Raw genomic sequence first — 25,241 nt, 5'->3', positions numbered from 1 at the left:
TCTAGGCGGCCCGGTCTCAGCCCTTGAGGGCGGTGTAGAGGTCGAGGGTGCGCCGCGCGATGCGTTCCCAGGAGAAGTGCTCGATCGCGCGCGCCCGGCCCGCCTCGCCCATCGCGCGCGCCCGCGCCGGGTCGCCCAGCAGGGCGTTGACCCGCTCGGCCAGGTCGGCGGCGAAGCGCTCGGGGTCGTGCGGCGTGCCGTCGGCGCCCTGCGAGATGGGCACCAGCAGGCCGGTCTCGCCGTCGGCCACCACCTCGGGGATGCCGCCGGTCGCGGTCGCCACCACCGCGGTCTCGCAGGCCATCGCCTCAAGGTTGACGATGCCCATCGGCTCGTACACCGACGGGCACACGAACACCGTGGCGTGCGTCAGGAGCTGGATCACCTCGGGCTTGGGCAGCATCTCCTGGATCCAGACGACGCCGTCGCGGTCGAGCCCGCGCACCAGCCCCGTGACCTCCTCGGCGATCTCCGGGGTGTCGGGGGCGCCCGCGCACAGCACGAGCTGCGCCGCCGGGTCGAAGGAGCGCGCCGCGTGCAGGAGGTGCACCAGGCCCTTCTGGCGGGTGATGCGGCCGACGAAGACGACGTAGGGGCGGCCCGGGTCGACGCCGTGCCTGGCCAGGACGTCGGTGCCGGGGTCGGGGGCGTATTGGGCGGTGTCGATGCCGTTGTGGATGACGGTGACCCGCTCCGGCGGGATCTCGGGGTAGGCGGCCAGGACGTCGCGGCGCATGCCCTCGGAGACCGCCACGACCGCGTCGGCGGCGGCCAGGGCGGTGCGCTCGGCCCACGACGAGATCGCGTAGCCGCCGCCGAGCTGCTCGGCCTTCCACGGGCGCAGCGGCTCGAGGCTGTGCGTGGTGATCACGTGGGGGATGCCGTGCAGCAGCTTGGCGGTGTGGCCGGCGAAGTTGGCGTACCAGGTGTGGGAGTGCACGACGTCGGCGCCCTCGCAGGCGGCGGCCATCTCCAGGTCCACCCCGAGCACCTGCAGCGCGGCGTTGGCGCCGGCCAGCTCGGCGGGCGCCCGGTAGGCCGAGACGCCCGGCTCGTCGCGCTCGGCCCCGAAGCAGCGCACGCGTACGTCGGCCAGCTTCCGCAGCTCCCTGGCGAGGTATTCCATGTGGACCCCGGCCCCGCCGTACACCTCGGGCGGATACTCCCGGCTGAGCAGATCAACACGCATGAGACGACCTTAAGGGCGGTCCAGGCAAGAAAAACACATCGACAAGCCCAAGCTCGGCAAGCCCAGTTCGTACATCCGATCCCAATTCCGGACAAGAAAGGAGCTCGTGGTGCGGGGTTTCGTCGATAGATCGGCCATTTGAGGGTAGCGTCTCGGACATGAGGTCCCGGAGGGTGCTTGCGGTCGTGCTGGCAGGTGGAGAGGGCAAGAGGCTCATGCCGCTCACGGCGGATCGAGCGAAACCGGCGGTGCCGTTCGGCGGGATGTACCGGCTCATCGATTTCGTCCTGTCCAACCTCGCCAACGGCGGCTTCCTGAAGATCGTCGTGCTGACGCAGTACAAGAACCACAGCCTCGACCGGCATGTCTCGCGCACCTGGCGGCTGTCGGCGATGCTGGGCAACTACGTCACGCCGGTGCCCGCCCAGCAGCGGCTCGGGCCGCGCTGGTTCTCCGGCTCCGCCGACGCGTTGTTCCAGAACCTGAACCTGATCTACGACGAGATGCCCGAGCACGTCATCGTGTTCGGCGCCGACCACATCTACCGCATGGATCCGCGGCAGATGGTCGAGCAGCACGAGGACTCCGGCGCGGACGTGACCGTGGCGGCCATCAGGCAGCCGCTGTCGCTGGCCGACCAGTTCGGCGTGATCGAGACCGACCCCGAGGGGCGCCGGATCGTCGCCTTCCGCGAGAAGCCGAAGGACGCCGTGGGGCTGGCCGACTCGCCCGACGAGGTGTTCGCCTCGATGGGCAACTACGTGTTCAAGACGCAGTCGATGATCGACGCGCTGCGGGAAGACGCGCTCGACCCCACCAGCAAGCACGACCTGGGCGGTAACATCATCCCCATGCTGGTCAAGTCGGGCGGCGCCGACGTCTACGACTTCGCCAACAACATCGTCCCCGGCTCCAGCGAGCGCGACCGCGGCTACTGGCGCGACGTGGGCACGCTCGACGCGTACTACGAGGCCCACATGGACCTCATCTCGGCCCACCCGATCTTCAACCTGTACAACGACAAGTGGCCCATCTTCACCGGGCACGACCCGCTGCCGCCCGCCAAGTTCGTGCACAACGACGGCGACCGGGTGGGGCGGGCCATCGACTCGCTGGTCTCCCCCGGCGTGATCGTCTCCGGCGGCACGGCGATCAGGTCGATCCTGTCGCCCAAGGTCGTGCTCCACTCGCACTCGCTGGTGGAGGACTCCGTGCTGATGGAGAACGTGAAGGTGGGGCGGGGCGCGGTCGTGCGCAAGGCGATCATCGACAAGAACGTGGTGATCCCCGACGGGGCGCGGATCGGGTTCGACCTCGAGTACGACCGCACGCGCTTCGCGCTGACCAGGGGCGGCGTCGTGGTGATCGGGAAGAACGAGATCGTCGACCGGTGACGGCCGCCCTCCGCGGGCACCCTCCACGGGCGCCGCGCGGGGAAGGGCCGTCCTTCGCCGGGGCATGACAAGGTCCCGGGCCACGTGAGTGCCCCGGGACCACGCCGGACTAAGTCATGGGGCCGGCGCCGGCCGGCCTCCGCTCAGAACCGGTAAGCCGAGGTCGGCCAGCCGTAGCCGCGCGAGCCGGAGGCCCCGGGCAGCCCGTAGCCGCGGTTGCCCCAGTTGCCCGGCGAGGCCCAGTTGGTGGTGTAGCCATGGCCGCCGTGGCCCCAGTTGCCGCCGTTGTTCCAGTTACCGCCGTTGCCCCAGCTGCCGTTGTCCCAGCCGCCGCCGTTGTCCCAGTTGCCGTTGTCGTACTTGTCCTTCTCGTTCTCCCACTTGTCGTGGGCCATGCCGTGGTCGCTCTCGCACGCGTCGGCCTCGCGCTGCCCGGCGTACACGCCCCAGGTGTCGATGCCCAGCGAGCGCGAGGCGTCGGCCAGGCTCAGGTTGCAGTAGGCCGGGACGGCGCTGGCCGGAGCGGCCAGCACCATCAGCGCGGCGGCGGTGGCAAGCGCGCCACCCGCCGCTATGAGCGTACGTTTCATGATCTCCCCCTGTAGTCACGATGTGACATCGGTTCCTCACTTTACGTAGCCTGACCTGGGACGACGTGTAACGCCACGCCCGGAACGTCTCGCCGGATCGTCGCATCATGGGGCCATGGCCACCGGTTATGCCGATAGGTCTTGGACGGATCTCCCGCCCCTGCCGCAAGATCTCGGCCATGCGAAGGCACTCCCTCTCCCGCGGGGCCGCGCTGGTCCCGTTCCTGCTGGCCGCGGCCTGCGGCGCGCCGCCCTCTCCGAGCACGCCCCCGGCCCGCACCCCGACCGGCGCGGCGGCCGTCTCCGGCGTGGACGGGGGGCGCGGGCGTACGTGGACGCCGTGAACGCGGGCGACCTCGACGCCCTCGTCGCCGCCTTCGCCCCCGAGGCCGAGATCATCGACGTCACCCGCAGCATCAAGGGTCACGACGCCATCAGGACCTGGGCGGACAACGAGGTGATCGGCGGCACGCTGCGGGTCCTGGCGATCGCCGAGCGGCGGCCGGACGGGCAGAAGCCGCTCGTCCACTGGGCTCCCGGCGGCTCCGGCGGCTGGCGGGCCCACTACGACTTCACGCTCGCCGGCGGGCGCATCGTCAGGGCCGGCCTCCAGTACGCCTGACGCCGTTTTGGGTCTTGCTGCCTCCGCCCTTCGGGATCACCCTGGGGGCCACAGGAGGCAGTGACATGTCGCACCCGCTCGGAGTCAGCCGTCCCGATCTCGAAGTCACCGACCTGCCCACGCCGGAGGAGGTCTTCAAGGTCTCCAGGATCGGCTTCAAGGAACTGTTCAAGTACGCCGTCGGCCCGAGCCTGATCGCTCTCGGCATCTCGATCGGCAGCGGCGAGTGGCTGCTGGGCCCCCTCAACGTGGGGCAGTACGGCTTCGTCGGCGTCGGCTGGGTCATCGTGGTCTCGGCGCTGCTGCAGACGTTCTACAACGTCGAATGCTCCCGCTACGTCCTCGCGACCGGGGAGACGCCGGTGGTGGGGTGGGGCCGGGTGCCGCCCGGCTGGCCGCTGTGGGTGCCGCTGTCCGTCCTCATCGTGATCTTCGCGTTCATCGCTGGCGGCTGGGCCGCGTCGGCCGGGCAGGGCGTGTACGCACTGGTGCACGGCGTCCCGCCCGGGGCCGGTGACGTCGAGCCGCGGCTGTGGGCCATCGGCCTGCTCGTGCTGGTGTTCCTCATCACCGCCGGAGCCCGCCGCATCAGCCGCGCGCTGGAGCTGGCCAACTGGGTGATGGTCGGCTCGATCCTGCTCGCCCTGCTGGCCGTGGACCTGCTCGTGGTGCCGTTCGGCCTGTGGTGGGAGGGCATCCGCGGCTTCGTCACCCCGGCCGCGCCGCCCGCCGGGATCACCGCCACCCAGCTCGGCGCCCTGGCCGGGTTCACCGCGCTGGCCTCGGGCCTCAACTGGTACGTCATGGGCCACTACCGCGACAAGGGCTACGGCATGGGGCACCGCGTCGGCTACCTGTCGGGGCTGCGCGGCGAGCGGCGCGCGGTGCTGGCCAGCGGCGTCACCTTCCCCGACGACGAGCGCAACCGCGGCCTGTGGCGGCGCTGGTACCGGCTGCTCATGGTGGACATGTGGGGCGTGTTCTTCGTCGGCGCCATCCTCGGCATGCTGCTGCCCACCATCCTCATGGCGCAGGCGGTCGCCCTGTCGGGCGAGAAACCCACCCGCGCGAACGTGCCCACGTTCGTCGCCTCCGCCCTCGGCGACCAGTACGGCCGGCTCACCTTCTACGTCGCGCTCGTGGTCGGGGTGCTGATCCTGTTCTCCACGCAGCTCGGCATCTTCGAGGCCATGGTGCGGGTGACGACCGACGCCGCCAACGCCACCAGCCCCCGCCTGCGCCGCCTGATCGAGGGCGACCCGCGCCGCTTCTACTACCCGTTCATGCTCCTGCTGCTCGTCGTCATCTCGATCGTCATCTTCCAGTCGCTGCCGGTGGGCCTGGTCGAGTGGTCGGCGAACATGTCGAACCTCGGGGCGCTGATCTACCCGTTCCTGCTCATGTACCTGAACAGCCGGCTGCCGCGCCCGGCCCGCCCGCGCCCCTGGCACTACGTCATCCTCGTCCTCAACTTCCTGTTCTTCGGGTTCTTCTTCGTCAACTTCATCGCCGACTTCGTGGGGGACCCGCTGGTGACGTTCTGATCGCCGCACGCCTTGCCGGGGGCGGCGGCGGTGTGCTTCCTTGGCTGGGTGATCTCCCCCTACACGGGCTGGACCAGGGAGCACTGGGCGGCTCTGGCCGACCGGCTGCTCCTGGCCGCCCGCCGCCACGCCTCCCCCTCGCACGCCCGCGTCGGCTTCCCCGGTGCGCCCGGCGGCTACGGGTCCGACGTCGACGCCCTGGAGGGCTTCGCGCGGACGTTCCTCGCGGCCGGGTTCCGGGTCGCCGGCGAGGCGGGGCGCGATCCGCTGGGGCTGATGGAGTGGTACGCCGACGGGATCGCCGCCGGCACCGACCCGCACCACCCCGACCGGTGGGTGCGGCTCGACGAGCACGGGCAGGCCAAGGTGGAGGCCGCCTCCATCGCGCTCGTCCTGCACCTGACCAGGCCCTGGTTGTGGGACCGGCTGCCGCCCCGCGTGCAGGAGCAGGTGGTGGACTACCTGGCGCCCGCCGTCGGGGCGGACTATCCGCCGATCAACTGGGTGTGGTTCCAGATCGTCGTGGAGCAGTTCCTCGCCTCGGTCGGCGGGCCGTACGCGCAGGAGGACATCGACGCCGGGCTCGCCCTCGCCGAGAGCTTCGAGCGCGCCGACGGCTGGTACGCCGACGGCTCCGAGCGCGCCTACGACCACTACGCCGGCTGGGCGCTGCACTTCTACCCGCTGCTGTGGAGCGAGATGGCGGGCCGCGCGCCGGACCCCCGCTACCTGGCGCGCCTCGAACGGTTCCTCGACGACGCCGTGCACCTGGTCGGCGCCGACGGCTCGCCGCTGATCCAGGGGCGCAGCCTCGCCTACCGCTTCGCCGCCGCCACGCCCTTCTGGGTGGGCGCCAGAGCCGGGGTCGGCTCACCCGGGCTGCTGCGGCGGGCCGCCTCCGGCATCGTGCGGCACTTCGCCGAGCACGGCGCACCCGACGAGGACGGGCTGCTCACGCTGGGCTGGCACGGGCCCTACCGGGAGATCGCGCAGGACTACTCGGGGCCCGGCTCGCCGTACTGGGCGGCGAAGGGCCTGTTCGGGCTGGCGTTACCGGCCGGCCATCCGGTGTGGACGGCGGTGGAGGAGCCGCTGCCCGTCGAGGCGGGCGACTTCACCCGCGTCGTACGGGCCCCGGGCTGGCTGGTCAGCGGCACCCGGGCGGACGGCGTCGTCCGCGTCGTCAACCACGGCACCGACCACTCGCACGAGGGCTCCGACCTGGCCGACGCGCCCCTGTACGCGCGGCTCGGCTACTCCACGGCCACCTTCCCGCTGCTGACCGGCGACCCGCTGGACCAGTCGGTGGCGGTGCTGGACGAGGAGGGGCGGGCCAGCCACCGCACCGGCTTCACCGCCGGTCCGGTGCTCGCCCTGCCGTCGGGCACGCTCACCGGGTCGTCGCGGTGGCGGGCGCACTGGGGCGAGCAGGGGCCCGGCCCCGACCACGGCTACTCCCGGGCGGGCGCGGAGATGCGGCACGGGCCGGAGGTGGAGGTCGTGTCGGTCGTACGCGGGGCGTGGGAGGTGCGCCTGACCCGGCTGACCGGCCAGGCGGGCAGGCTGCGGGTGGGCGGCTGGCCCTCGCCCGAGGGCGGGCCCGCCACGCGCGTGCACGGCGGGCCCGGGCTGGGCGAGGCGGGCACGGAGGTGGCGGCCACGCCGCTGGGCGAGCGGACGCTGGTGCCGTGGTGCGCGACGCCCGGCGCGGCCGAGCCCGGCCGCTGGTACGCCGCCGCGCTCCTGCTGGGCGACGGCGACCAGCCGCCCGTGATCGACGACCGGAAGATCACCTGGCCGGACGGGACGATCGACGACCTCCCCGAGACCGTGACGCTTCCAGGTCTGTCGAAGTGATCTCCCTGGCGGATCGGGCGTTGTTAGCTTGGCCGACGTCTTGATCAGCCCATCGGGAGGAAACCCACTATGTCGTTCGGCCGCATGACCCGTCCCGTCGGCCTCGGGCTGGCGGTCGCCCTGGGCGCCACGCTGTCCCTCGGCGTCGCCACGGCGCAGACCGCCACCGCCACCGCGAAGACGTCGGCCACGGAGACGGCGGCCACGAGCGTCGCCGCGCAGCGGGTGAAGGTCTACGAGCTGGTGACGAAGGACGGCGGCTTCTTCTACACCGCCAGCGAGTCGGAGAAGCAGGACGCGATCACCAAGCACGGCTGGTCCACGACGCAGACGCCGCTGTACTACATCGCGCGCGCCCCGTTCGCCGGCGGCAAGCCGCTGTACCGGCTGCGCTGGGCGAAGAAGGCGTCGTACATCGTGACCGCGTCGGTGACGGAGCGGGAGCGGCTGGTGACCTCGGGCGAGTTCCGCTACGAGGGCATCCTGGGGTACGCGCCCGGCAGCGCGGACGCGGGCGGCGATGTGAAGATCTTCCGGCTGTCGAACAACAACAAGTGGCGGCTGGCCATCGAGTCGCACACCGAGAAGATCCTCGCCAACGAGCCCGGCTGGAAGCTCGACGGCCCGCTGCTGAGGCAGTTCAGCACCGGCAGCTGAGCCATCTCGCAGGGGCTTCCCAGCGCGCGTGAAGCCGAGCCGGAGGGGCCTCCACCGCACAGGGTGGAGGCCCCTTCGTGCTGTCCGTGCCCGTTCCGCCTACGTGCGGTGGAACAGCTCCAGCAGTTCCTCGGCGCGGTGGGTGCGGCCCACCCACACCTCCCGGCCGCGGCGCTCCCGGGTGATGAGCCTTGCGGCCCGCAGCCGGTCGCAGTGGTAGGTGATGCTGCTGGGCGCGATCTGCATGTCGGCCGCCAGCATGCTCATCGTCTTGGGCCGGGCCACGGCGCACAGCAGGTCGGCGCGCACCTGGCCCATCAGCGCCGACAGCTCGTCGCGCGCCGGAGCGGCAGGCCGGCGCCACAGCGTGGCGGCGCCGGGCACCGGGTAGGCGATCCAGACGGCCTCGCGGTCGTCCAGGCTGAGGATGAGGGCGTCCTTGCCGGCCAGCATCGGCACCAGGACGATGGGCCGCTCCCCCAGGTCGTGGCTGCCGGCGTCGGCGCCGGAGACGAGCAGGCCGTCCCCGCCGTACGTCAGGCGCGGGCTGAGCGTGCCGAGCAGCAGCTCGGGGCCGCCGCGGACGACCGCCACGCCGACCCTCCTGATCTCCCTGTCCAGCAGGGCGCGGGCGTTGTCCCACAGGGGCGCGGCGGTGTCCCACGCCTCGGAGATCGCGCTGGCGTACCCGTGCAGCCAGGCGGCGGGCCGGTCGGCGGCCGAGCGCCACTGCACGGGCAGCGGCCCGGGGCCGAACGCCTGCTCCAGGTCGGCGAGGAGCCGGCCGGGCGGCAGGTCGCGCAGCGCGGCGAGCTGCTCCGGTACGGTCGCGTCGCCGCGGGCGGGCGTCAGGGGGACGAGGCAGTCGGGGCCCACGGAGGTTCCGGGGGCGGCCAGCGGGCGGACCGCCTGGTGCCCGGGCCGGCCGACGCGGGCGGCGATCGCGTCGCGCCAGAGGCCGGGCAGGCCCCGGCGGCGGCCGGCGAGGGCGTCGGTGATCAGGGCCAGGGCCGTGAGGTGCGGGGAGATCGAGAGGGACAACTGAGGTGTGGAGGTCACGCGCAGCTCGCTCCACGCAGTCGTGCTGGTTACGTCGGCTCCTTGAGGTCGACTCGATCGGGCAGGGAGTCAACCTATGCCTGACACTTTCTCCTGACTTACAGGCCGATTGCAGAGTTTCGAGGGGCTTGCCGCCCTTCTGATAGCGGCGTTGTAAGTTATAACGAGCACTTCCCGGCACGACAGGACGAACATGGGCGAACCAGCGGCAAAAGGGAACAAGCGTTATGCGATGGCCGTGCTGCTGGCCCACTCGGCGACCACCCAGATCGTGACGTTCGTGCTGCGGCCCACCATGTCGTACCGGGCGATCGAGCTGGACGTGCCGCCCGCCTGGCTGGGCGTGCTCGGCGCCAGCTTCGCCATCGCCCCGCTGCTGCTGGCGCTGCCCGCGGGGCACGCCGCCGACCGGTACGGCGAGCGGCGCATGGCCGTGGCGGGCGCGCTCACGCTCACCGCGGCCGGGGCCGCCTTCCTCGCGCTGGGGGACAGCGTGCCGGGGCTGATCGTGGCCGGGGTGCTGCTCGGCACCGGCCACCTCGGCTGCGTCATCGCCCAGCAGGCGCTGGTCGCCAACACCACCAGGCGCGGCGGCCACGACACCGCCTTCGGCCGCTACACCTTCGCCGCCTCCCTGGGACAGGCGGCCGGGCCGGTGCTGATCTCCGCGTTCGGCGGCGAGCGGGCCATCCCGGACACCGGGCAGATCTTCCTGTGGTCGTGCGGGCTCGCGCTGCTGCTCGTGGTGCTGGCGGCGCTGCTGCCGCGCAGCCCCCGTCCTGAGACACAGGACCGGGAGGCGGGCGGCGGCCTGCGCGGCCTCCTGCGGCGGCCCGGACTCGCGCACGCCCTGATCACGAGCTGCGTGGTGCTGGCCGCCGTGGACATCACGCTCGTCTACCTGCCCGCGCTCGGCACCGAGCACGGGCTCGCGGCGGGCACGATCGGCCTGCTGCTGACCGTGCGCGGCCTGGCCTCCATGGTCTCGCGGTTCTTCCTCGGGCGCCTGTCGCGGGCGCTCGGCCGGCGACGGCTGCTCGTCGGCAGCACGGTCGCCGCGGCGGCGGCCATGCTCCTCACCCCCCTGCCGATGCCGCTGTGGCTGCTGGTCGCCGTGCTGGTCGTGCTCGGGTTCGGGCTGGGGGTGGGGCAGCCGATGACCATGTCGTGGCTGGCCGAGTCGGCGCCGCCCGGCCTGCGCGGGCGCGCCATGTCGCTGCGCCTGGTCGGCAACCGCACCGGGCAGCTCCTCCTGCCGGGCGCGGCGGGGCTGGTGGCGGCCGGGCTGGGGGCCGCGGGCGTGCTCATGATCACGGCGCTCGGGCTGGGCTGGGCCGGCGTGGCCGCCCGCCGCCTACCGGTCGACGGCTGACCGCGGGGGAAACCCTTGGGGTGGGTCGCTCGTTGTGCCTGATGACGGGAGAACGCCGACCTCTTGGAGGCGCAGCAGCGTGGAAATCACCGGCATCATCTCCGGCCTCATCATCGGCATCGTCATCGGCGCCCTGGGACGGCTCGTCGTCCGGGGGCGGCAGCGCATCCCCATCTGGCTCACCATCCTGATCGGCGTGGTGGCGGCCCTCATCGGCACCGCCATCGCGGCGGCGCTCGGGGTGGCCGACACGCGCGGCATCGACTGGATCGAGCTGGCCATCCAGGTCGCGCTGGCGGCGCTGGGAGTGTCGCTGACGGCGGGCATCTACGGCAGCAGAAACCGCGGGTGACCCCGGCCCGGCCACGGGGCACTCCCGTGGCCGGGCGGCGGGTCAGTGACCGCTCTCAACGCGTCGGCGGGTCACCAGTCGTCGCCGCCCTCCTCCTCATCGCCTTCGAAGATCTCCTCCACGATCTCCCCCGCCACGAGGCCGCCCACCACGCCGGCGGCGCCGGCGGCGACCATCGCACCCATGCCCGCCCCGCCGTGGTGCCCGTGGTGGTCATCGTGGTGACCGTAGTGGCCGTGCTCCCCGTAGTGGGGCTCGCCGTAGTGGTGGCCACCCCCGTGAACGCCGTACTGGGTGAGGCCGTCGAGCCAGCGCCCCAGCTCCCCCGCCCAGTCCGTACGCAGCGCGTCGTCGTGGCTGATCGTGAAGCGGCCGATGGCGTCGCCGGAGTAGTGGCCGGCGCGCTTGTCGGCCTCCAGGACGACCTCCAGGCCGCCGGGGTTGGCGACGAAGGTGACCTCGACCTCGCGCACCCGCCCGGCGTAGTGCCCGGTGGGGTAGAACTCGATCTCCTGGTAGAACGGCAGCTCCTGCGCGACCCCGTACAGGTGCCCGGCCTCCAGGTCGGCCGACTTGAAGGCGAAGCCGAGCTGCAGGAACGACTCGAGGATGCGCAGCTGCGAGGGCAGCGGCTCGACGGCCACCATGTCGAGGTCGCCCTTGTCGACGGCCTTGGCGATGGCCAGCTCGGTGCGCACGCCGACGGCCATGCCGCGCAGCGGCTGCCCGGCGATCTCGCTGATGGGCGCCTCCCACGGGACGGGGATGCGGAAGCCGATGGTGCGGTCCTCGCCCTTGCGCAGGGTGAAGGGGCCGGAGACGCGGACGCTGCCGAACTCGCTGAGCCCGGCGCTCTCACCGCCTCCGTGCTCGATCTCCACCCGGGCGACGAGGCCGAGGGTGACGTGCTCGATCTCGGCGTCGAAGTCGCCGCCCTTGAGCCGTACCTCTCCTTCCAGCGTGCCGCCCGGCCGGGTACGCGGCGTGGACAGGACGGTGTCCACCGAAGGCGCGCCTACCCCGAACGCACCCAGCATCCTCTTGAAGACCACGGCTCTTGTTCTCCTGTCGAACGAAGATCGAAACGTGTGACGCCCGCGTCAACGATCGGCCGTGGGGCGGAGTTCCTCGGGCCGCTCCCGCATAAGGAGCTGGTCTAACTTGGCGTTGACCGCGGCGAGCTCCTGCTTGACGGCTTCGAGCTCGGGCGGGGTGTCGCTCTCCTCGTTCATGGCGTTGACCACGACCGCGATGAACAGGTTCAGCGCGACGAAGGTGGACATGAGGATGTAGACGATGAAGAAGATCCACGCCCACGGCTTGTGCTCCATGACCTCCTGGGCGACGTTCCCCCAGTCGTCCCCCGTCATGATCTGGAAGAGCGTGAACAGCGAGCGCGGCAGCTCGTCGAAGCGCTCGGGCACGATGTCGCCGAAGAGCTTGGTGGCGATGACGGCCGCGATGTAGATCATCAGGACGAGCAGCCCGATGATGGAGGCCATGCCCGGCACGGCGGCGAGCAGCGCGCCGACGACGCGGCGCATGCTGGGCACGGCCGAGACCAGCCGCAGCGCCCGCAGGATGCGCAGGGCGCGCAGCACGGACGTGGGGCCGGAGGCCGGGATGAGCGCGACGGCGACGATGACGGCGTCGAACCAGTTCCAGGGGTCCTTGAAGAACGCCTTGCGGTAGGCGTACAGGCGGGCGGCCAGCTCCACGGTGAAGATGGCCAGCGCGACCCGGTCGATGGCGTGCAGCAGGCCGCCGGCCCGCTGCATCAGGTAGGCGCTGGTCTCGCAGCCGATGGTGATCGCGTTGACGACGATGACCAGGATGACCGCCCGCTGCACGAGGCGGCTCTCCAGGACGGCCCGGACGCGTTCTTGCCGAGACAACGATCTCCCCTCCGAATGATCGTTGATCATCGTAGGGACGGGCGGGGCCGGGGCCCCCGGCAAAGGTCAGGCTGAGACGTGGATCACAGACCGCCACCGGCCCTGACCCGCAGGCGCGGGGAGCGCGTCCTGCCGATCCGGCCGGACGCGCTCCCCGGGTACGTCTGAGTCAGGCCGCTGGAGCGCTCGCCGGGCCGCCGGTCAGCGGGCGCTCCACTTGATCTCGTACGCCTTCAGCGTGTACTCCTTGCCGTCCACCGTCGTGGTGACCTCGCCGTCACTCGTGTTGACGAGCAGGAGCCGCTCCGGCTGGGCCAGCACCTTGACCGCGGGCTCGGAGGAGGTGACCGGGTCGAGCCGCACGCCGGCCGGGAAGTACGTGACGAAGTCGCTCAGTAGCCGCCCCGACTGCGTCTCGGAGCCGCTGCGCGGATCCCACAGGCAGCCCTTGCAGGCGCCCTCCTTGGCCTGCGGGTTCCAGTAGAGCGCGGTCGCGGCGCCGCTGTTCACGAACGCGATCATGGAGGTGGCCTGCACGGCGAGCCGCTTGGGCTCCGCCCAGTTCGTGCTGCCGTCCTCGGGCTCGAAGTACCACTCCGACCACCAGATCGGCATGTCGCCGGTCTTCTCCCGCAGCCACTTGGTGACGTCGGCGAACTTGTCGACCGCGCCGAACTCGTCCGGGAGCTGCTCGTGCGCGTCGGTGACCGAGGCGCCGTCCACCACGATGAAGTCGGCGCCCTTCTTGTTCTCGAACCAGTAGGTGAAGGCGTCGAGCACGTTCTGGTTGACGACCCCCCACTCGCCGCGCAGCTCCGTGTCACCCCGCGCGTTGCTGTCGAAGCCGAGGTACGGGCCGCCGACCTGGGCGTCCGGCCGGACCTTCTTCACCGCGTCGTAGACCTTGTTGTACATCTCGGTGTAGCCCTTGTAGTCCGCGGGCTTGGCGTGGTCCTTCCAGAAGCCCTTGAACTCGTTCCACACCATGAAGTACTTGACGTCCTTGTAGCGCTCGGCGACCGCGGCCGCGAGCTTGGCGAAGTCGTCGAAGTGCTCGGGGTAGGGGGCGTCCTCCAGGTGCTCGCCCCACGCCGACTCCTCCGTGGGGCCCTCGGGGCCGCCCTTCATCCAGTCGGGCGCGCAGCACAGGGTGATGACCGGCGTGGCCTTCGACTGCCGCATGAGGTTCATGCGGCTGTCGAGGTCCTCCCAGAAGTACTGGCCCGGGTACGGCTCGGGGTTCAGCGCGCCGAAGCCCATGATGTGCTGGTTCTGCAGCATCGGCGTGCGGGCCAGCTCCCCGGCCACGACCTGCTCGAACTCGCGGGTGATGTTGTTGGCGCTGACGCCCGTGTGCGTGAAGCCCCACCGGGGCCAGCCCTCGTCCACCTTCGGCGGCGTGGCCGCCTGGCTCTGCGCCGGCGGCTCCGCCGCGGCCCCCGTCGGCCGCTCGGCCGGCGGCCCCTGCTCCGCCGCGCCGACGCTGCCGCACCCGGACATGATCCCGGCCATCGTCACGGCCATCGTGGCGACCCCCGTCGCCCGGCCGAGCCTGCGCCAGAACGATCCCCCGCTAGTCGTTGCCACCCGATTCTCACCCGATTCCACTTTGAGCATGCCGCTCGTAGCGTTCCATGCGTGGGCTAAAGGGGGCATATCGGGGGGCGACTTTCACAGGTAATCGTTATCGTTCGGTGGTCGAAACCGGAGCGCCGGCCTCCAGCGCGGCCGCCGTGTTGACCACGGCCAGGTGGCTGTACGCCTGGGGGAAGTTGCCGACCTGGCGGCGGTGCGCGGTGTCGTACTCCTCCGCCAGCAGCCCCACGTCGTTGCGCAGGTCCAGCAGCCGCTCGAACAGCTCCCGCGCCTCCTCGCCCCTGCCCATCAGGGCCAGCGCGTCGGCCAGCCAGAACGAGCAGGCCAGGAACGTGCCCTCGCCGCCGGTCAGCTCGTCGAGGTTGTCCAGGTCGTGGCGGTGGCGCAGCACCAGCCCGTCCCTGCCGAGCTCGCGCCGCACGGCCTCGACCGTGCCGGCCACGCGCGGGTCGGACGGCGGCAGGAAGCCCAGCCTGGGGATGAGCAGCAGCGCCGCGTCCACCCCGCGCGAGCCGTAGAACTGGGTGAACGTGTTGCGTTCCGCGTCGTAGCCGTGCTCGCACACCTCGCGGTGGACCTCCTCGCGCAGCGCCCGCCACCGGCCGGCCGGGCCCCCGTGGTCGCCCGACTCGACCGTGCGGACCATGCGGTCGGCGGCGACCCAGGCGAGCACCTTGGAGTGGGTGAAGTGGCGGCGGGGGCCGCGCACCTCCCACAGGCCGTGGTCGGGGTCGCGCCAGTGGCCCTCCAGGTAGTCCATGAGGGCGCGCTGCAGGTCCCAGGCCGCGTCGTCGTGGTGCAGGCCGGCCCGCCTGCCCTGGTAGAGGCAGTCGAGGACCTCGCCGTAGACGTCGAGCTGGACCTGGGCGTACGCGGCGTTGCCGATGCGCACCGGGTGGGAGCCCTCGTAGCCGCGCAGCCACTCCGCCCGCCACTCGGGGATGCGGCGGGTGCCGTCGAGCGTGTACATGATCTGCAGGTCGGCCGGGTCGCCCGCGACCGCGCGCAGCAGCCAGTCGCGCCAGGCCCGCGCCTCGTCCTCGTAGCCGGCCTGCAGCAGGGCGCGCAGCGTGAACGAGGCGTCGCGCAGCCAGCTGTAGCGGTAGTCCCAGTTGCGGGTGCCGCCGATCTCCTCGGGCAGCGACGTGGTGGGCGCGGCGACCAGGCCGCCCGTGGGCGCGTAGGTGAGCGCCTTCAGGGTGAGCAGGCTGCGCCGCACGGCGTCGCCGTACCGGCTGCCCTGGTAGGCGCAGTCGCGCAACCAGCCCGTCCACGTGCGCTCGGTGTCGTCCAGCGCGGTGAACGCGTCGACCCGGGCCGGGCGAGGCAGCCACGACTGCTGCCAGGTCAGCACGAACGGCAGCCGGTCGCCCGCCGCGACCGAGAAGCGCGCCGTGGTGACGCCCGTGCCCTCGCCCGTGCCCTCGTCGAGCGGCACGGACGCGTCCAGCCAGGCCGAGTCGGGGCCGGCGACCGCGGCCAGCTCCCCGCCGTCCTGCCGGGTCCAGGGGACGATGCTGCCGTAGTCGAAGCGCAGCGCCAGCTCCGTACGCATCTCGACCCGGCCGCGCACGCCCTCGACGATGCGCACGACGTCGGGCGCCTCGACGCGCGGCGGCATGAAGTCGAGCACCCGCACGCACCCGCCATCGGCCTCCCACGTCGTCTCCAGCACGAGCGTGTCCTGCCGGTAGCGGCGCCGCGCGGTGGCGCCGGCGTCGGCGGGGGCCAGCAGCCAGCGGCCCGCGCGCGGGTCGTCGAGCAGCGCGGCGAAGCAGGCCGCCGAGTCGAAGCGGGGCAGGCACAGCCAGTCGATCGAGCCGTTCCTGCCCACGAGGGCGGCGGTCTGCATGTCGCCGATCAGCGCGTAGTCCTCGATCCGCATCGGTGCACCCCCTGGTCGGTCCAGTGCCCCAGGACCGGCCGATGGAACGCAGGGGTTATCCCTGAGTCACCCCCGGTGTCGCGGGCGCGGGGGCGGGTGGACCCTGGGGGCATGGCCGCTGAGGGTGACATTCTCTCGGCCGAGGTCGAAGCGGTGCCCGGCCGGCAACGCCAGGTGGCCACCGCCCTGACGCGCCTCGGCTTCAAGGTGCTCCACATCGGGACGACGATCAGCGTGCGCGCGCCGAAACAGGTCTGGGAGCAGGCGTTCGGCCTGCCCCAGGTGGAGGTTCCGGGGGAGCTGGGCGAGCTCGTGGTCGGCGTGCACTTCGCGGAGCCACCGGACCTGCACGCTCTTTGACGGCCGCCCCCGGTCCTCTTCCGCAAAGGAGCGACATGACCACCATGACCGAGCGCCGGGAGGACACCGTCTCCTTCGAGGCGGCCCTGCGGCCGGACAGCGGGGCCTCGATGTTCGCCGAGTCCTCCGCCACTCAGAGCACCGGCCTGGAGCGGCTCAGGCCGGCGCCGGGGCTCGCCGAGCGCACCGCGAGCGCGTTACAAACCAAGGGCTTCACCGTACGGCACGTCGGGACCTTCTCCATCAGCGCCGAGGGCCCGAGGTCGCTGTGGGAGAGCACGTTCCACACGCACGTCGAGGTGCGCCAGGCCGACCTGGAGGGCCGCCCGCCGGACGTGACCGCCGCCGCCGGCCCCCAGGTGCCCTACCTCGCGCACGTCAGCGGCGAGCCGTTCACGATGCCGCAGGACCTGGAGCCGTACATCGAGCGGGCCTACCCGCAGCCGCCGCCGCGCTTCTTCGCCTCCCCCATCCCGCCCCGCGTCGCCTACCACCACCTGCGGGTGCCGGACGACGTCGCGCTCCTGCTGCGCGCGCACGCCGTGCACGACCGGGGCATCACCGGCCGGGGCGTGCTGGTCGCGATGCCCGACACCGGCTTCTACCGGCACCCTTTCTACGACCACCACGGCTACAACTTCAACGCCACCCTCGCCCCCGACGCGACCCGCGTGCAGCGCGACGAGCACGGGCACGGCACCGCCGAGGCGGCCAACATCTTCGCCAGCGCCCGCGACGTCGACTTCGTCGGCGTCAAGATGGGCGCCAACGCCACGCTCGCCTTCAAGGCGGCCTCCGACCTGTCGCCCGCCGTCATGACCAACAGCTGGGGCTACCACCTGCCCGGCCTCGACACGCTGCCGAACTTCCTGCGCCCGCTGGAGCTCGCCGTCGTCGAGGCGGTGCGGGAGCGCGGCATCACCGTCTGCTTCTCCGCCGGCAACGGGCACGTCGCCTTCCCCGGCATGATGCCCGACGTGATCTCCGTCGGCGGCGTGTTCGTGGACGAGACGCAGGTCAACGGGGACTTCAAGCTGGAGGCGTCCGACTACGCCAGCAGCTTCGACAGCCTCATCTACGCCGGGCGGCACGTGCCCGACGTGTGCGGCCTGGTCGGCAAGGCGCCCCGCGCGATCTACATCATGCTGCCCGTCGAGCCCGGCGACGAGATCGACACCAGCCTCGCCGGCCCCGGCTACCCCGCCAAGGACGGCACCGCGCCCGACGACGGCTGGGCCGTGATCAGCGGCACCAGCGCCGCCTCCCCGCAGGTCGCCGGGGTGTGCGCGCTGCTCAAGCAGGCCCAGCCCGGCCTCTCGCCCGACCTGGTCAAGGCCGTGCTCAAGGCGTCGGCCCGGGACGTCGTCGACGGCAAGAGCGCCATGGGGCAGGTGGCCGGCGACGGCTACGACGGGCCCACCGGGGCGGGGCTGGTGAACGCGGAGGCGGCGTACCGGCTGGCCCGCTCGGTCACCCCGCGCAACCTGAACACGCTCCCGCCGCCCCGCTGAGCCCCCCGCGGCGCGGGAGTGCCGGGCAGGTCCTCGCCCGGCACTCCCGCGACGGTCACGTCCAGGCGTCGGCGGGCGGGGCGCCTGCCTGGTCGCCGGCCCAGGCGACGTGGCCGTCCGGGCGCACCAGCACGGTCCGTACCTCTGCCCAGGCTCCTTCGGGGGCGGCGAGGCGGGCGCGGTGCGGGTCGGCGTGCGGGAGCTGCGGCAGCTCGGCGTCGCCGGTCAGGTCCAGCAGGACGTGGCGGCCCGCGTGCATCAGCCCGTACAGCGTCCCGGCCCCATCGGCGAAGGGCAGGTCGGGGGCGCGGGTGCCGGCCAGCGGGTGGGCCGGGCCCGGCCCGGACGGAGGGTAGCGCACGTCGAGCGCGGCCAGCCGCTCGGCCAGCGTGCGCGACAGCTCGGGCACCTCGGCGAGGAGCGAGCTGAGCAGCGAGCGCAGCGCCCGCCCGTCGTCGGAGATCGCCGTCATGAGCGCGGTCTGGGCCATGGTGTGGCGCAGCAGCTCGGCGCCGACGGGGTGGCGCTCGGCGTGGTAGGTGTCGAGCAAGCCGGCGGGCGCGGTGCCGCGGACGGTGGCCGCGAGCTTCCAGCCGAGGTTGGCGGCGTCCTGCACCCCGACGTTGAGCCCGACCCCGCCGGCGGGGAAGTGCATGTGCGCCGCGTCCCCCGCGAGCACGATCCGCCCCCGCCGGTACGCCTCCGCCTGGCGGGCGGCGTTGCCGAAGCGGGAGAGCCAGCGCGGGTCGCGCATGCCGAAGTCGGTGCCGAGCACGCGCACGACCTTGGCCCGCAGCTCCTCCATCGTCAGCTCGCCCGGGTGGCCGGGGCGCAGGTCGTCGGCGGTCGCGCCGACGAACCGGTGCACGCCGCCCGGCAGCGGCACCACCATCACGCCGCCGTGCTCGCCGGCCGCGCTGAGCGGCCCGGCGGGCGGCTCGTCGAGGACGACGTCGCCCAGCCAGCCCCAGACGCTCGGGTCGGTGCCGGGGAAGGCGATGCCGGCCGCCTGCCGGACGGTGCTGCGGGTGCCGTCGCAGCCCGCCACGTAGGAGGCCCGCAGCCGGTACGGCCCGCCGGGCCCCTCCACCAGCACCGTCACCGCGTCGGGCCGCTCCTCCAGCCCGGTGACGCGGTGGCCGCGCAGCACGGTGGCGCCCAGCTCCCGCGCGTGCTCCTCCAGCAGCCGCTCGGTGTCGGCCTGCGGCAGGAACAGCGTGAACGGGTACGCGGTGTCCAGCACGCCGAAGTCGAGGCGCTGGGGCAGCCCGCCGAAGTGCCCGGTCGGGATCGGCATGCCGGCGGCGCGGAAGCGGCCGGCGATGCCGCGCATGGCGAGCACCTCCAGCGTTCTGGGGTGGACGGTGACCGCTTTGGAGTGCGGGTCGCGCTCCTCGCGGGTCTCCAGCACGGTCACCGGTACGCCGTGCAGCCGCAGCTCGGCGGCCAGCCACAGCCCCGTCGGCCCGGCGCCGACGACGATGACAGGGTCCATCGTTCCTCCCTTGGTCGGTGACCAATTCAGTGAGGCGAGTAAACTAGGTCAGTGACCAAAAGGCAACCTGGGGCCGACCGCCTGGAGCCCCGCACGGTCGTGGCGGCGGCCCTGCGGCTGCTCGACGATCAGGGGCTGGACGCCGTCTCCACGCGGGCCGTCGCGGGCCTGCTCGGCGTGCGGATGAACACCGTGCTCTGGCACGTCAAGACCAAGTCCAGGCTCCTGGAGCTGATGGCCGACGCCGTCGTGGCCGGCATCCCGCTCGACGGGCTGCCGGAGGCCGCGCCGCGGCGGGCCAGGGAGCTGATGCGGCGCTATCGCGCGGCGTTGCTGCGCCACCGCGACGGCGCCGCGCTGGTGGCCGGCACCTACGCCGCCGAGCCCGCCACCCTCCGCTTCGCGGACGCGGTCGTCGCGGCCCTGACCTCCGGCGGCGCGACGCCCCGGCAGGCCGCCTGGACGCTGAGCGCGCTGGTCTACTTCACGCTGGGGCTCACGCAAGAGGAGCAGGGGGCGACAGGAGCGGACGGGAACCGGCTGCGCGCCGCCGTCGCCGCCGGCCCCTACCCGGCCCTCGCCGAGGCCGTCGGCCACCTCGTGGAGGGCACGTTCGACGAGCGGTTCGAGGACGGGCTCGACCGCATCCTCGTCTGACGAGACGGTGAGTGAAGGCCGGCCTCGTTTTCCAGACGAACAGCGTGAGAGGCACGGCCCCGTCTCTAGGCGAACAGCGTGAGAGGCACGGCCCCGTCTCTAGGCGAACAGCGAGACAGGCACGGCCTCGGCCAGGGCGCGGTAGCCGGCCGGGCTCAGGTGGAGGTGGTCGCCCTCGTCGTAGGCGGCGGCCAGGCGGCGGGGCGCGGCCGGGTCACGCACCGCCCGGTCGAAGTCGACCACCGCGTCGAACGCGCCCGCGTCGCGGATCCACGCGTTGACCGCCTGCCGGGCCTCCTCCCGGTGCCCTTCGGGGTCGTCGTACGGGTCGTTGCCGCCGAACGGCGTCAGCGTGGCCCCGTACACGAGCAGGTCCTTGGCGCGGGCGCGCACGGCGATCTGCTCGTAGGCGGCGAGCAGGTCCGCCACGACCTGCCGCTGGCCGGTCCGGGTGGCCGGGGCGGTGCCGAGGTCGTTGACGCCCTCGAAGACGAGCAGCCAGCGGGCGCCGCTCTGGGCGAGGACGTCCCGGTCGAGGCGGGCCAGGGCGCTCGGGCCGAGGCCGTCGTTCAGCACCCGGTTGCCGCCCGCGCCCTGGTTGGCGACGGCGATGCCGGCCGGGAGCCGGTCGAAGAGGCGGTCGGGCCAGCGGTCGTTGCCGTTGGTGGTGGAGCCTCTGCCGTCGGTCAGCGAGTCGCCCAGCAGGACGAGCGTGGCCGCGTCCGGCCCGGCCCAGACCTCGGCGCCGCTGAGCAGGTACCAGTGGTCGACCGGGGTGGCGGCGGGCAGGCCGGCGGCGCTCACGTGGTCGCCGGTGGCCAGGTGGGAGGTGGTCCTGGAGCCGGGGTGCGAGGTGAGGGCGGAGGAGGCCAGCCCGTGGGCGAGGTGGACGGTGACGGCCAGCACCGAGCCGGGGAGCAGGTCGTACTCCAGGGGGTCGGAGACGACGTGCGCCCCGGGCGGGACCGTGGTCGAGGCGCGGCCGGAGAACGTCACGGGCCGGGAGGTCTCCGGCCGGATGCCGCTCGCGCCCGCGCCGCCGGCCGGCAGCGCCACGGCCACGCGGGTGATCGGCAGCGGCGCGCCCCCGAACGCGTTGGACAGCCGCAGCCGCAGCCGGTCGCCGCCGAGCGTGACGCGCAGCGTCTGCCGCAGCGTCGTGTCGGCCAGGCTCAGGCCCTCCTTGGCGTACGGCGGGGGCGGCATGTTGTCCGGCTCGGTGAGCTGCGGCATGGCCGTCCACGTGGTGACCCAGCGGCCGGACGGGGGCGAGACGGGCATGAGGGGCGCTCCACTGGTCGGTCGTAAAAACTTTCGGCACCCTAGCGAATGTTTCGCCGCCGCTCGCGGCCGGGTCGCGTTTTTACCGGCACTTGTCGATCAAGTCATAGGTCCGCGCACCCTTCACGCCTAAGGTCGCCACCATGGACTCTGCGGACGACGGCGGGCGGGAGCTGATTCTGCGGACCGCCACCAGGCTGTTCGCCGCGCTCGGCTACGACTGCTCCTCCGTCGCGCAGGTCGCCGAGGCGGCCGGGGTGGGCCAGGAGGAGATCCACGCCCACTTCCCCACCAAGCGTGAGCTCTACCTGGCCGTCATGGAGCAGGCCCGCAACGTGCTCGCCGAGGGCATCCGGCCCCGGGTCGACGCGCTGATGACGGCACCGCCGGAGCGGCGGGCGCGGGCGCTGCACGACTTCATCGACGGCTACCTCGACCTGTGCGTGGCCCACCCGGAGATGCCCGCGCTGTGGATGCACCGGTGGCTGTCCGACGCCAGCGACATCGTCAGCCTGGAGGCCGAGAACGCCCAGCCGCTGACCCAGTACGTCGTGGAGGGCGTCGACACGCTCGCCGCCCCGGCCGGCGCGGACCCGCTGCACACCACGTACACGCTGATCTGGTGCATCCACGCGTTCGTGGTCAGCGGCGTGCTGGACGGGAGCGGGGTGCGGCGCGGCATCGACGACCAGCGCCAGCTGCGCCGCTTCCGCGCCCACCTGCACCAGCTCCTCGGGCGCGGGCTGGGCCTGCCCGAGCCGGAGGCCGGGCAGGCCCAGCCCGGCCTCTAGCTGCGCTCTCAGCTCAGCAGCAGGATCAGACCGGCCAGGAGCAGCACGGCGACGACCGTGGCCGCCGCGGTCACGCCTGCCGTGCCGAACCGGCGGCGGATGAGCTTCGGGTTGTGCGCCATGGCGATCCTCTTTCCGTGGTCGGGCTTATCACCCAGCACAGTCGGGCCAGCGGCCGGGGAGGTTCACGGGTCACGGAAACCGGCGTCGCCGACCTGTCACTCCATGGGCGGAACGTAACCAAATCCCTACAGGTCTGCGTGTAACCTGCCCGTATGGGGGGTTTCGATGGGGTTGCGGGCTCACCGCGCGTGAGCGGAGCCCGCTGACGCGGTGCCGACGGACGACGCCCCGACGGCAGCGAACGGCCCGTCCCACCAGGACGAGCCGGCGAGCGGCGCGTCCCGCCCGGACGGGCCGGCGGACGGCACGTGCCGCCACCCGGACGAGCCGGCGGACGGCTCGCGCCGCCACCCGGACGAGCCGGCCGACGGCGCGGCCCGCCTCGACGAGCTGCTGATCGACGCCGTCGTCAGCACCGGCGCGCACATCGGCGCCGTCTACCTGCTCGACGACAGCGGCCAGGTGCTGCAGATGGTCTCCGAGGTCGGCCTGCCCGCGCCGATCGCCCGCGCCTGGGCCAGGGTCAGGACGAAGGACCCCGTGCCGATCGCCGTCGCCGTGCGCGAGCGGCGGCTCATCTGGGTCAGCGGGCGCGAGCACCTGGCCCGCGAGTTCCCCGCGGCGGCGCTCGCCCTGCCGTACCCGTTCGCCGCCGCCCTGTCGCCGATCCGCTGCTCCGGCGGCGAGGTGCGGGGCGGGTTCCTGCTGCTGTGGCCGGCCGGGCACGTGTCCGGGCTGACCAATCGCCAGTACGACGTCATCGACCGGACCCGCACCGCCATCGGCGACCTCGTCCGCGACGGCGCCCGGCGGGGACGGCCGGTCAAGGCCGGGCCGCGACCGCGCCTGCTCGGCCCGCGCACCGCACACGCCGCCGACGGCCGAGCCGGCCTCGTCGCCCTGGAATGCCTCAACCGGCTGCCCGAGGGGTACTGCGTGCTGGACGTCGAGGGCCGGGCGACGCTGGTCAGCGCCCCGGCCGCCGACCTGCTCGGCGTGGCGCCGTCCGCGCTGCTCGGCCGGCGGCTGTGGGAGGTGCTGCCCTGGCTGGCCGACCCCTCGTATGAGGACCGCTACCGCGCGGCCATCATCAGCCTGCAGATCACCCACTTCGTCAGCCGCAGCCCGGCGGGGCGGCGGCTGACGTTCTGGCTGTATCCGGGTCTGTCCGGCATCACCCTGCGCATCACGCCCGGCGTCGCGTCCAGCGCCGCGACCGGGACCTCGACCGGCGGGGTGCCGTCCGGGGAGGTCACGCTCGATCCCGTCGTCGGCGGGGACCGGACGCTGCGCGTCATCGCGGTGCACGAGATCCTGAACCTCGCCACCGCGCTCGCCCGCGCGGTGACCGCGCAGGAGGTGCTCGACCTGGTCGCCGACCACGTCATGCCGGTCTACAACGTGCAGGCGCTGGCCATCCTCACCGCCAAGGGCGGGCGGCTGCGCGTGGCCGCCTCGCGCGGCTACAGCCGGCAGGCGGTGGACGAGTTCGACGGCCGCCCCGTCATCCCGGTCGCCCCCGAGGACCGGCCGTTCGACGCCGCCAAGCCGGCGTTCTTCTCGACGTGGGACCAGTTGCGCGCCACCTACCCCGACGCGATCCGCTCCGACGGCATGTCCGCCTGGGCGTTCCTGCCGCTGGTCACGTCGGGGCAGCCCATCGGAACGTGCATCCTGGCCTATGACCGGCCCCACCGGTTCAGCACCGACGAGCGGGCCACGCTCACCGCGCTCACCGGCCTGATCGCGCAGGCCTTCGAGCGGGCCCGGCTCTACGACGTCAAGCACCAGCTCGCCCAGTGCCTGCAGTCCAGCCTGCTGCCGCACACGCTTCCGCACATCCCGGGCCTCGACGTGGCCGCCCGGTACGTGCCCGCCACCCCCGGCATGGACATCGGCGGCGACTTCTACGACCTGATCCGCCTCAGCGACACCATGGCCGCGGCCGTCATCGGCGACGTGCAGGGGCACGACGTGACCGCCGCCGCGCTCATGGGGCAGGTGCGCACCGCCATCCGCGCGCACGCCTCGGCCGGCGGCAGCCCCGGCGACGTGCTGGCGCACACCAACCGGCTGCTCGTCGAGCTGGCGCCCGACCGCTTCACCAGCTGCCTGTACGTCGGCCTCGACCTGCGCCGGCACACCGCGCGCCTGGCCGGCGCCGGGCACCTGCCGCCGGTGCTGGGCCGGCCCGGCGCCCCGGCGCGGGTCGTCGACACCTCCCCCGGCCTGCTGCTCGGCATCGACCCCCGCGCCGAGTACGCCACCACGGAGCTGGCCATCGAGCCCGGCGACGTCCTGGCCCTCTACACCGACGGCCTCATCGAGGAGCCGGGCCTCGACCTGGGCGACGCCATCGCCGCCCTGGCCCGCCGCTTCCGTCCCGCCGCCGGCCGGCCGCTGCACGACCTGGCGGAGACGCTGATCGAGCCGGCCACGCTGGAGCGGCGCACGGACGACATCGCCGTGCTGCTCCTGCGGGCCACGTCCGGCTCAGCGGCGGGCTGACAGCCGCAGCACCGCCTTGCCGGAGGAGAGCGACACCACGCGCACGCCGATGTTGTTGACCGAGCCCGTCGCGCCCTCGCTGAGGAACACCTGGGACATCGCGCCCCGCGCGGTGCCCTTCACGTGGACGGTGGAGGAGTTGAAGGAGATGGCCAGCCGGGTGATGCCGAACCGGGGGCTGACCCGGAACGAGACGCTTTTGGTGAGGGTGAGGTTGCACCTGCCGTCGTAGCAGGCGCGCAGGTTCGGCTTGGCGGCTGCGGTGCCGGCTGCGGTGCCGGCTGCGGTGCCGGCTGCGGTGTCGGCTGCGGTGGCCGCCGGGGTGACGGCGGGGACGATGGCGAGGGCGGCGGCCACCGCCAGGGCGGCGCTCCTGATCGTGCGGGACATGATCCTCCTTGCTCTCCATGTGCGGGGGATCCAGTGTGCGACGGCCGCGCCGGGACCGGTCCCGGGAAGGAGCGGGCAAGCTTGGGTACGGAAGTCCCAGGAGAGGGAGGAGA

Annotated in this window: 23 protein-coding genes; 13 read left to right on the top strand and 10 right to left on the bottom strand. The window is 73.0% G+C overall.

The window, feature by feature from the left end; translation table 11 throughout:
- Positions 1-16: 16 nt before the first annotated feature.
- Complete coding sequence (gene glgA / locus HCN51_RS49060) at positions 17-1,189, bottom strand: glycogen synthase (RefSeq protein WP_168019214.1); 1,173 nt, start codon at positions 1,187-1,189, stop codon at positions 17-19.
- 158 nt (positions 1,190-1,347) lie between these two features.
- On the opposite strand from glgA, the gene glgC reads away from it, so the two are divergent.
- Positions 1,348-2,583 carry a glucose-1-phosphate adenylyltransferase gene (gene glgC, locus HCN51_RS49055; RefSeq protein WP_080036791.1) on the top strand — a complete coding sequence of 412 codons (1,236 nt, stop codon included), beginning with the start codon at positions 1,348-1,350 and terminating at the stop codon, positions 2,581-2,583.
- 143 nt (positions 2,584-2,726) lie between these two features.
- Here the strand turns inward: glgC and HCN51_RS49050 are convergent, their stop codons facing one another.
- Positions 2,727-3,173, bottom strand: a complete 447-nt coding sequence (locus tag HCN51_RS49050) for a hypothetical protein (RefSeq protein WP_168019212.1) — start codon at positions 3,171-3,173, stop codon at positions 2,727-2,729.
- Between the two features lie 179 nt (positions 3,174-3,352).
- Here HCN51_RS49050 and HCN51_RS49045 point away from each other — a divergent pair, with 179 nt between their 5' ends.
- The 5 genes from HCN51_RS49045 (at position 3,353) to HCN51_RS49025 (ending at position 7,853) form a co-directional block, all read left to right on the top strand.
- Positions 3,353-3,517, top strand: a complete 165-nt coding sequence (locus tag HCN51_RS49045) for a hypothetical protein (RefSeq protein WP_168019210.1) — start codon at positions 3,353-3,355, stop codon at positions 3,515-3,517.
- Positions 3,505-3,795: a nuclear transport factor 2 family protein gene (locus HCN51_RS49040; RefSeq protein ID WP_168019208.1), complete on the top strand. Its 291-nt coding sequence runs from the start codon at positions 3,505-3,507 to the stop codon at positions 3,793-3,795. Before HCN51_RS49045 ends, HCN51_RS49040 begins: the two co-directional genes overlap by 13 nt.
- A gap of 65 nt (positions 3,796-3,860) precedes the next feature.
- Positions 3,861-5,339, top strand: a complete 1,479-nt coding sequence (locus tag HCN51_RS49035) for an Nramp family divalent metal transporter (protein WP_168019206.1) — start codon at positions 3,861-3,863, stop codon at positions 5,337-5,339.
- A 48-nt stretch (positions 5,340-5,387) separates the two neighbouring features.
- On the top strand, positions 5,388-7,196 hold the full coding sequence (locus tag HCN51_RS49030) for a DUF2264 domain-containing protein (RefSeq protein WP_346434075.1): 1,809 nt from the start codon (positions 5,388-5,390) through the stop codon (positions 7,194-7,196).
- A gap of 84 nt (positions 7,197-7,280) precedes the next feature.
- Positions 7,281-7,853 (top strand): hypothetical protein, encoded by a 573-nt coding sequence (locus HCN51_RS49025; protein ID WP_168019194.1) that lies wholly within the window; start codon positions 7,281-7,283, stop codon positions 7,851-7,853.
- A gap of 99 nt (positions 7,854-7,952) precedes the next feature.
- Here HCN51_RS49025 and HCN51_RS49020 read toward each other — a convergent pair whose 3' ends face one another.
- A complete protein-coding gene (locus HCN51_RS49020; protein ID WP_168019192.1) occupies positions 7,953-8,912 on the bottom strand; it encodes an ArsR/SmtB family transcription factor in 960 nt (319 codons plus the stop codon).
- Positions 8,913-9,144: 232 nt separating this feature from the next.
- Between HCN51_RS49020 and HCN51_RS49015 the strand changes: the two genes are divergently transcribed.
- Both HCN51_RS49015 and HCN51_RS49010 read left to right on the top strand, forming a co-directional pair.
- The gene (locus HCN51_RS49015; protein ID WP_168019190.1) at positions 9,145-10,284 is read left to right on the top strand and encodes an MFS transporter; all 1,140 of its coding nucleotides are present in this window, start codon (positions 9,145-9,147) and stop codon (positions 10,282-10,284) included.
- Positions 10,285-10,363: 79 nt separating this feature from the next.
- Complete coding sequence (locus HCN51_RS49010; RefSeq protein WP_168019188.1) at positions 10,364-10,636, top strand: GlsB/YeaQ/YmgE family stress response membrane protein; 273 nt, start codon at positions 10,364-10,366, stop codon at positions 10,634-10,636.
- A gap of 71 nt (positions 10,637-10,707) precedes the next feature.
- Here HCN51_RS49010 and HCN51_RS49005 read toward each other — a convergent pair whose 3' ends face one another.
- The 4 genes from HCN51_RS49005 to HCN51_RS48990 form a co-directional block, all read right to left on the bottom strand.
- On the bottom strand, positions 10,708-11,688 hold the full coding sequence (locus tag HCN51_RS49005) for a sporulation protein (RefSeq protein WP_168019187.1): 981 nt from the start codon (positions 11,686-11,688) through the stop codon (positions 10,708-10,710).
- 48 nt (positions 11,689-11,736) lie between these two features.
- Entirely contained in the window at positions 11,737-12,531 is a 795-nt protein-coding gene (locus HCN51_RS49000; protein WP_168019185.1) for an ion transporter, read from the bottom strand.
- 201 nt (positions 12,532-12,732) lie between these two features.
- The gene (locus tag HCN51_RS48995) at positions 12,733-14,118 is read right to left on the bottom strand and encodes a GH39 family glycosyl hydrolase (protein WP_206068783.1); all 1,386 of its coding nucleotides are present in this window, start codon (positions 14,116-14,118) and stop codon (positions 12,733-12,735) included.
- Positions 14,119-14,215: 97 nt separating this feature from the next.
- Positions 14,216-16,012 (bottom strand): glycoside hydrolase family 15 protein, encoded by a 1,797-nt coding sequence (locus HCN51_RS48990; RefSeq protein ID WP_168019172.1) that lies wholly within the window; start codon positions 16,010-16,012, stop codon positions 14,216-14,218.
- Positions 16,013-16,123: 111 nt separating this feature from the next.
- Here HCN51_RS48990 and HCN51_RS48985 point away from each other — a divergent pair, with 111 nt between their 5' ends.
- Positions 16,124-16,372, top strand: coding sequence for a hypothetical protein (locus tag HCN51_RS48985; RefSeq protein ID WP_155126462.1), 249 nt, complete (start codon positions 16,124-16,126; stop codon positions 16,370-16,372).
- Positions 16,373-16,407: 35 nt separating this feature from the next.
- The gene (locus HCN51_RS48980; RefSeq protein ID WP_168019171.1) at positions 16,408-17,883 is read left to right on the top strand and encodes a S8 family serine peptidase; all 1,476 of its coding nucleotides are present in this window, start codon (positions 16,408-16,410) and stop codon (positions 17,881-17,883) included.
- A 55-nt stretch (positions 17,884-17,938) separates the two neighbouring features.
- Here HCN51_RS48980 and HCN51_RS48975 read toward each other — a convergent pair whose 3' ends face one another.
- The gene (locus HCN51_RS48975) at positions 17,939-19,378 is read right to left on the bottom strand and encodes an FAD-dependent monooxygenase (protein ID WP_168019169.1); all 1,440 of its coding nucleotides are present in this window, start codon (positions 19,376-19,378) and stop codon (positions 17,939-17,941) included.
- Positions 19,379-19,429: 51 nt separating this feature from the next.
- On the opposite strand from HCN51_RS48975, the gene HCN51_RS48970 reads away from it, so the two are divergent.
- Positions 19,430-20,035, top strand: a complete 606-nt coding sequence (locus HCN51_RS48970) for a TetR/AcrR family transcriptional regulator C-terminal domain-containing protein (RefSeq protein WP_168019167.1) — start codon at positions 19,430-19,432, stop codon at positions 20,033-20,035.
- A 99-nt stretch (positions 20,036-20,134) separates the two neighbouring features.
- Here HCN51_RS48970 and HCN51_RS48965 read toward each other — a convergent pair whose 3' ends face one another.
- Complete coding sequence (locus HCN51_RS48965) at positions 20,135-21,316, bottom strand: SGNH/GDSL hydrolase family protein (RefSeq protein WP_168019165.1); 1,182 nt, start codon at positions 21,314-21,316, stop codon at positions 20,135-20,137.
- A 143-nt stretch (positions 21,317-21,459) separates the two neighbouring features.
- Here HCN51_RS48965 and HCN51_RS48960 point away from each other — a divergent pair, with 143 nt between their 5' ends.
- A complete protein-coding gene (locus tag HCN51_RS48960; protein ID WP_168019163.1) occupies positions 21,460-22,107 on the top strand; it encodes a TetR/AcrR family transcriptional regulator in 648 nt (215 codons plus the stop codon).
- Between the two features lie 333 nt (positions 22,108-22,440).
- Positions 22,441-24,738, top strand: a complete 2,298-nt coding sequence (locus tag HCN51_RS48955; protein WP_346434074.1) for a SpoIIE family protein phosphatase — start codon at positions 22,441-22,443, stop codon at positions 24,736-24,738.
- Here the strand turns inward: HCN51_RS48955 and HCN51_RS48950 are convergent.
- A complete protein-coding gene (locus tag HCN51_RS48950; RefSeq protein ID WP_168019161.1) occupies positions 24,724-25,128 on the bottom strand; it encodes a hypothetical protein in 405 nt (134 codons plus the stop codon). The genes HCN51_RS48955 and HCN51_RS48950 overlap by 15 nt on opposite strands.
- Positions 25,129-25,241 lie beyond the last annotated feature (113 nt).

Origin of the sequence: Nonomuraea composti (genome assembly GCF_012034275.1) — a bacterium.
Classification (GTDB): domain Bacteria; phylum Actinomycetota; class Actinomycetes; order Streptosporangiales; family Streptosporangiaceae; genus Nonomuraea; species Nonomuraea composti.
The sequence above is the reverse complement of the archived record's forward strand: the minus strand, read 5'-3'. Positions and strand labels throughout refer to the sequence as shown.

Coding starts and splice junctions, on each gene's coding strand:
- glgA (WP_168019214.1), bottom strand. CDS start 1,189: ATGCGTGTTGATCTGCTCAGCCGGGAGTATCCGCCCGAGGTGTACGGC.
- glgC (WP_080036791.1), top strand. CDS start 1,348: ATGAGGTCCCGGAGGGTGCTTGCGGTCGTGCTGGCAGGTGGAGAGGGC.
- HCN51_RS49050 (WP_168019212.1), bottom strand. CDS start 3,173: ATGAAACGTACGCTCATAGCGGCGGGTGGCGCGCTTGCCACCGCCGCC.
- HCN51_RS49045 (WP_168019210.1), top strand. CDS start 3,353: ATGCGAAGGCACTCCCTCTCCCGCGGGGCCGCGCTGGTCCCGTTCCTG.
- HCN51_RS49035 (WP_168019206.1), top strand. CDS start 3,861: ATGTCGCACCCGCTCGGAGTCAGCCGTCCCGATCTCGAAGTCACCGAC.
- HCN51_RS49025 (WP_168019194.1), top strand. CDS start 7,281: ATGACCCGTCCCGTCGGCCTCGGGCTGGCGGTCGCCCTGGGCGCCACG.
- HCN51_RS49015 (WP_168019190.1), top strand. CDS start 9,145: ATGGCCGTGCTGCTGGCCCACTCGGCGACCACCCAGATCGTGACGTTC.
- HCN51_RS48990 (WP_168019172.1), bottom strand. CDS start 16,012: ATGCGGATCGAGGACTACGCGCTGATCGGCGACATGCAGACCGCCGCC.
- HCN51_RS48985 (WP_155126462.1), top strand. CDS start 16,124: ATGGCCGCTGAGGGTGACATTCTCTCGGCCGAGGTCGAAGCGGTGCCC.
- HCN51_RS48980 (WP_168019171.1), top strand. CDS start 16,408: ATGACCACCATGACCGAGCGCCGGGAGGACACCGTCTCCTTCGAGGCG.
- HCN51_RS48975 (WP_168019169.1), bottom strand. CDS start 19,378: ATGGACCCTGTCATCGTCGTCGGCGCCGGGCCGACGGGGCTGTGGCTG.
- HCN51_RS48965 (WP_168019165.1), bottom strand. CDS start 21,316: ATGCCCGTCTCGCCCCCGTCCGGCCGCTGGGTCACCACGTGGACGGCC.
- HCN51_RS48960 (WP_168019163.1), top strand. CDS start 21,460: ATGGACTCTGCGGACGACGGCGGGCGGGAGCTGATTCTGCGGACCGCC.
- HCN51_RS48950 (WP_168019161.1), bottom strand. CDS start 25,128: ATGTCCCGCACGATCAGGAGCGCCGCCCTGGCGGTGGCCGCCGCCCTC.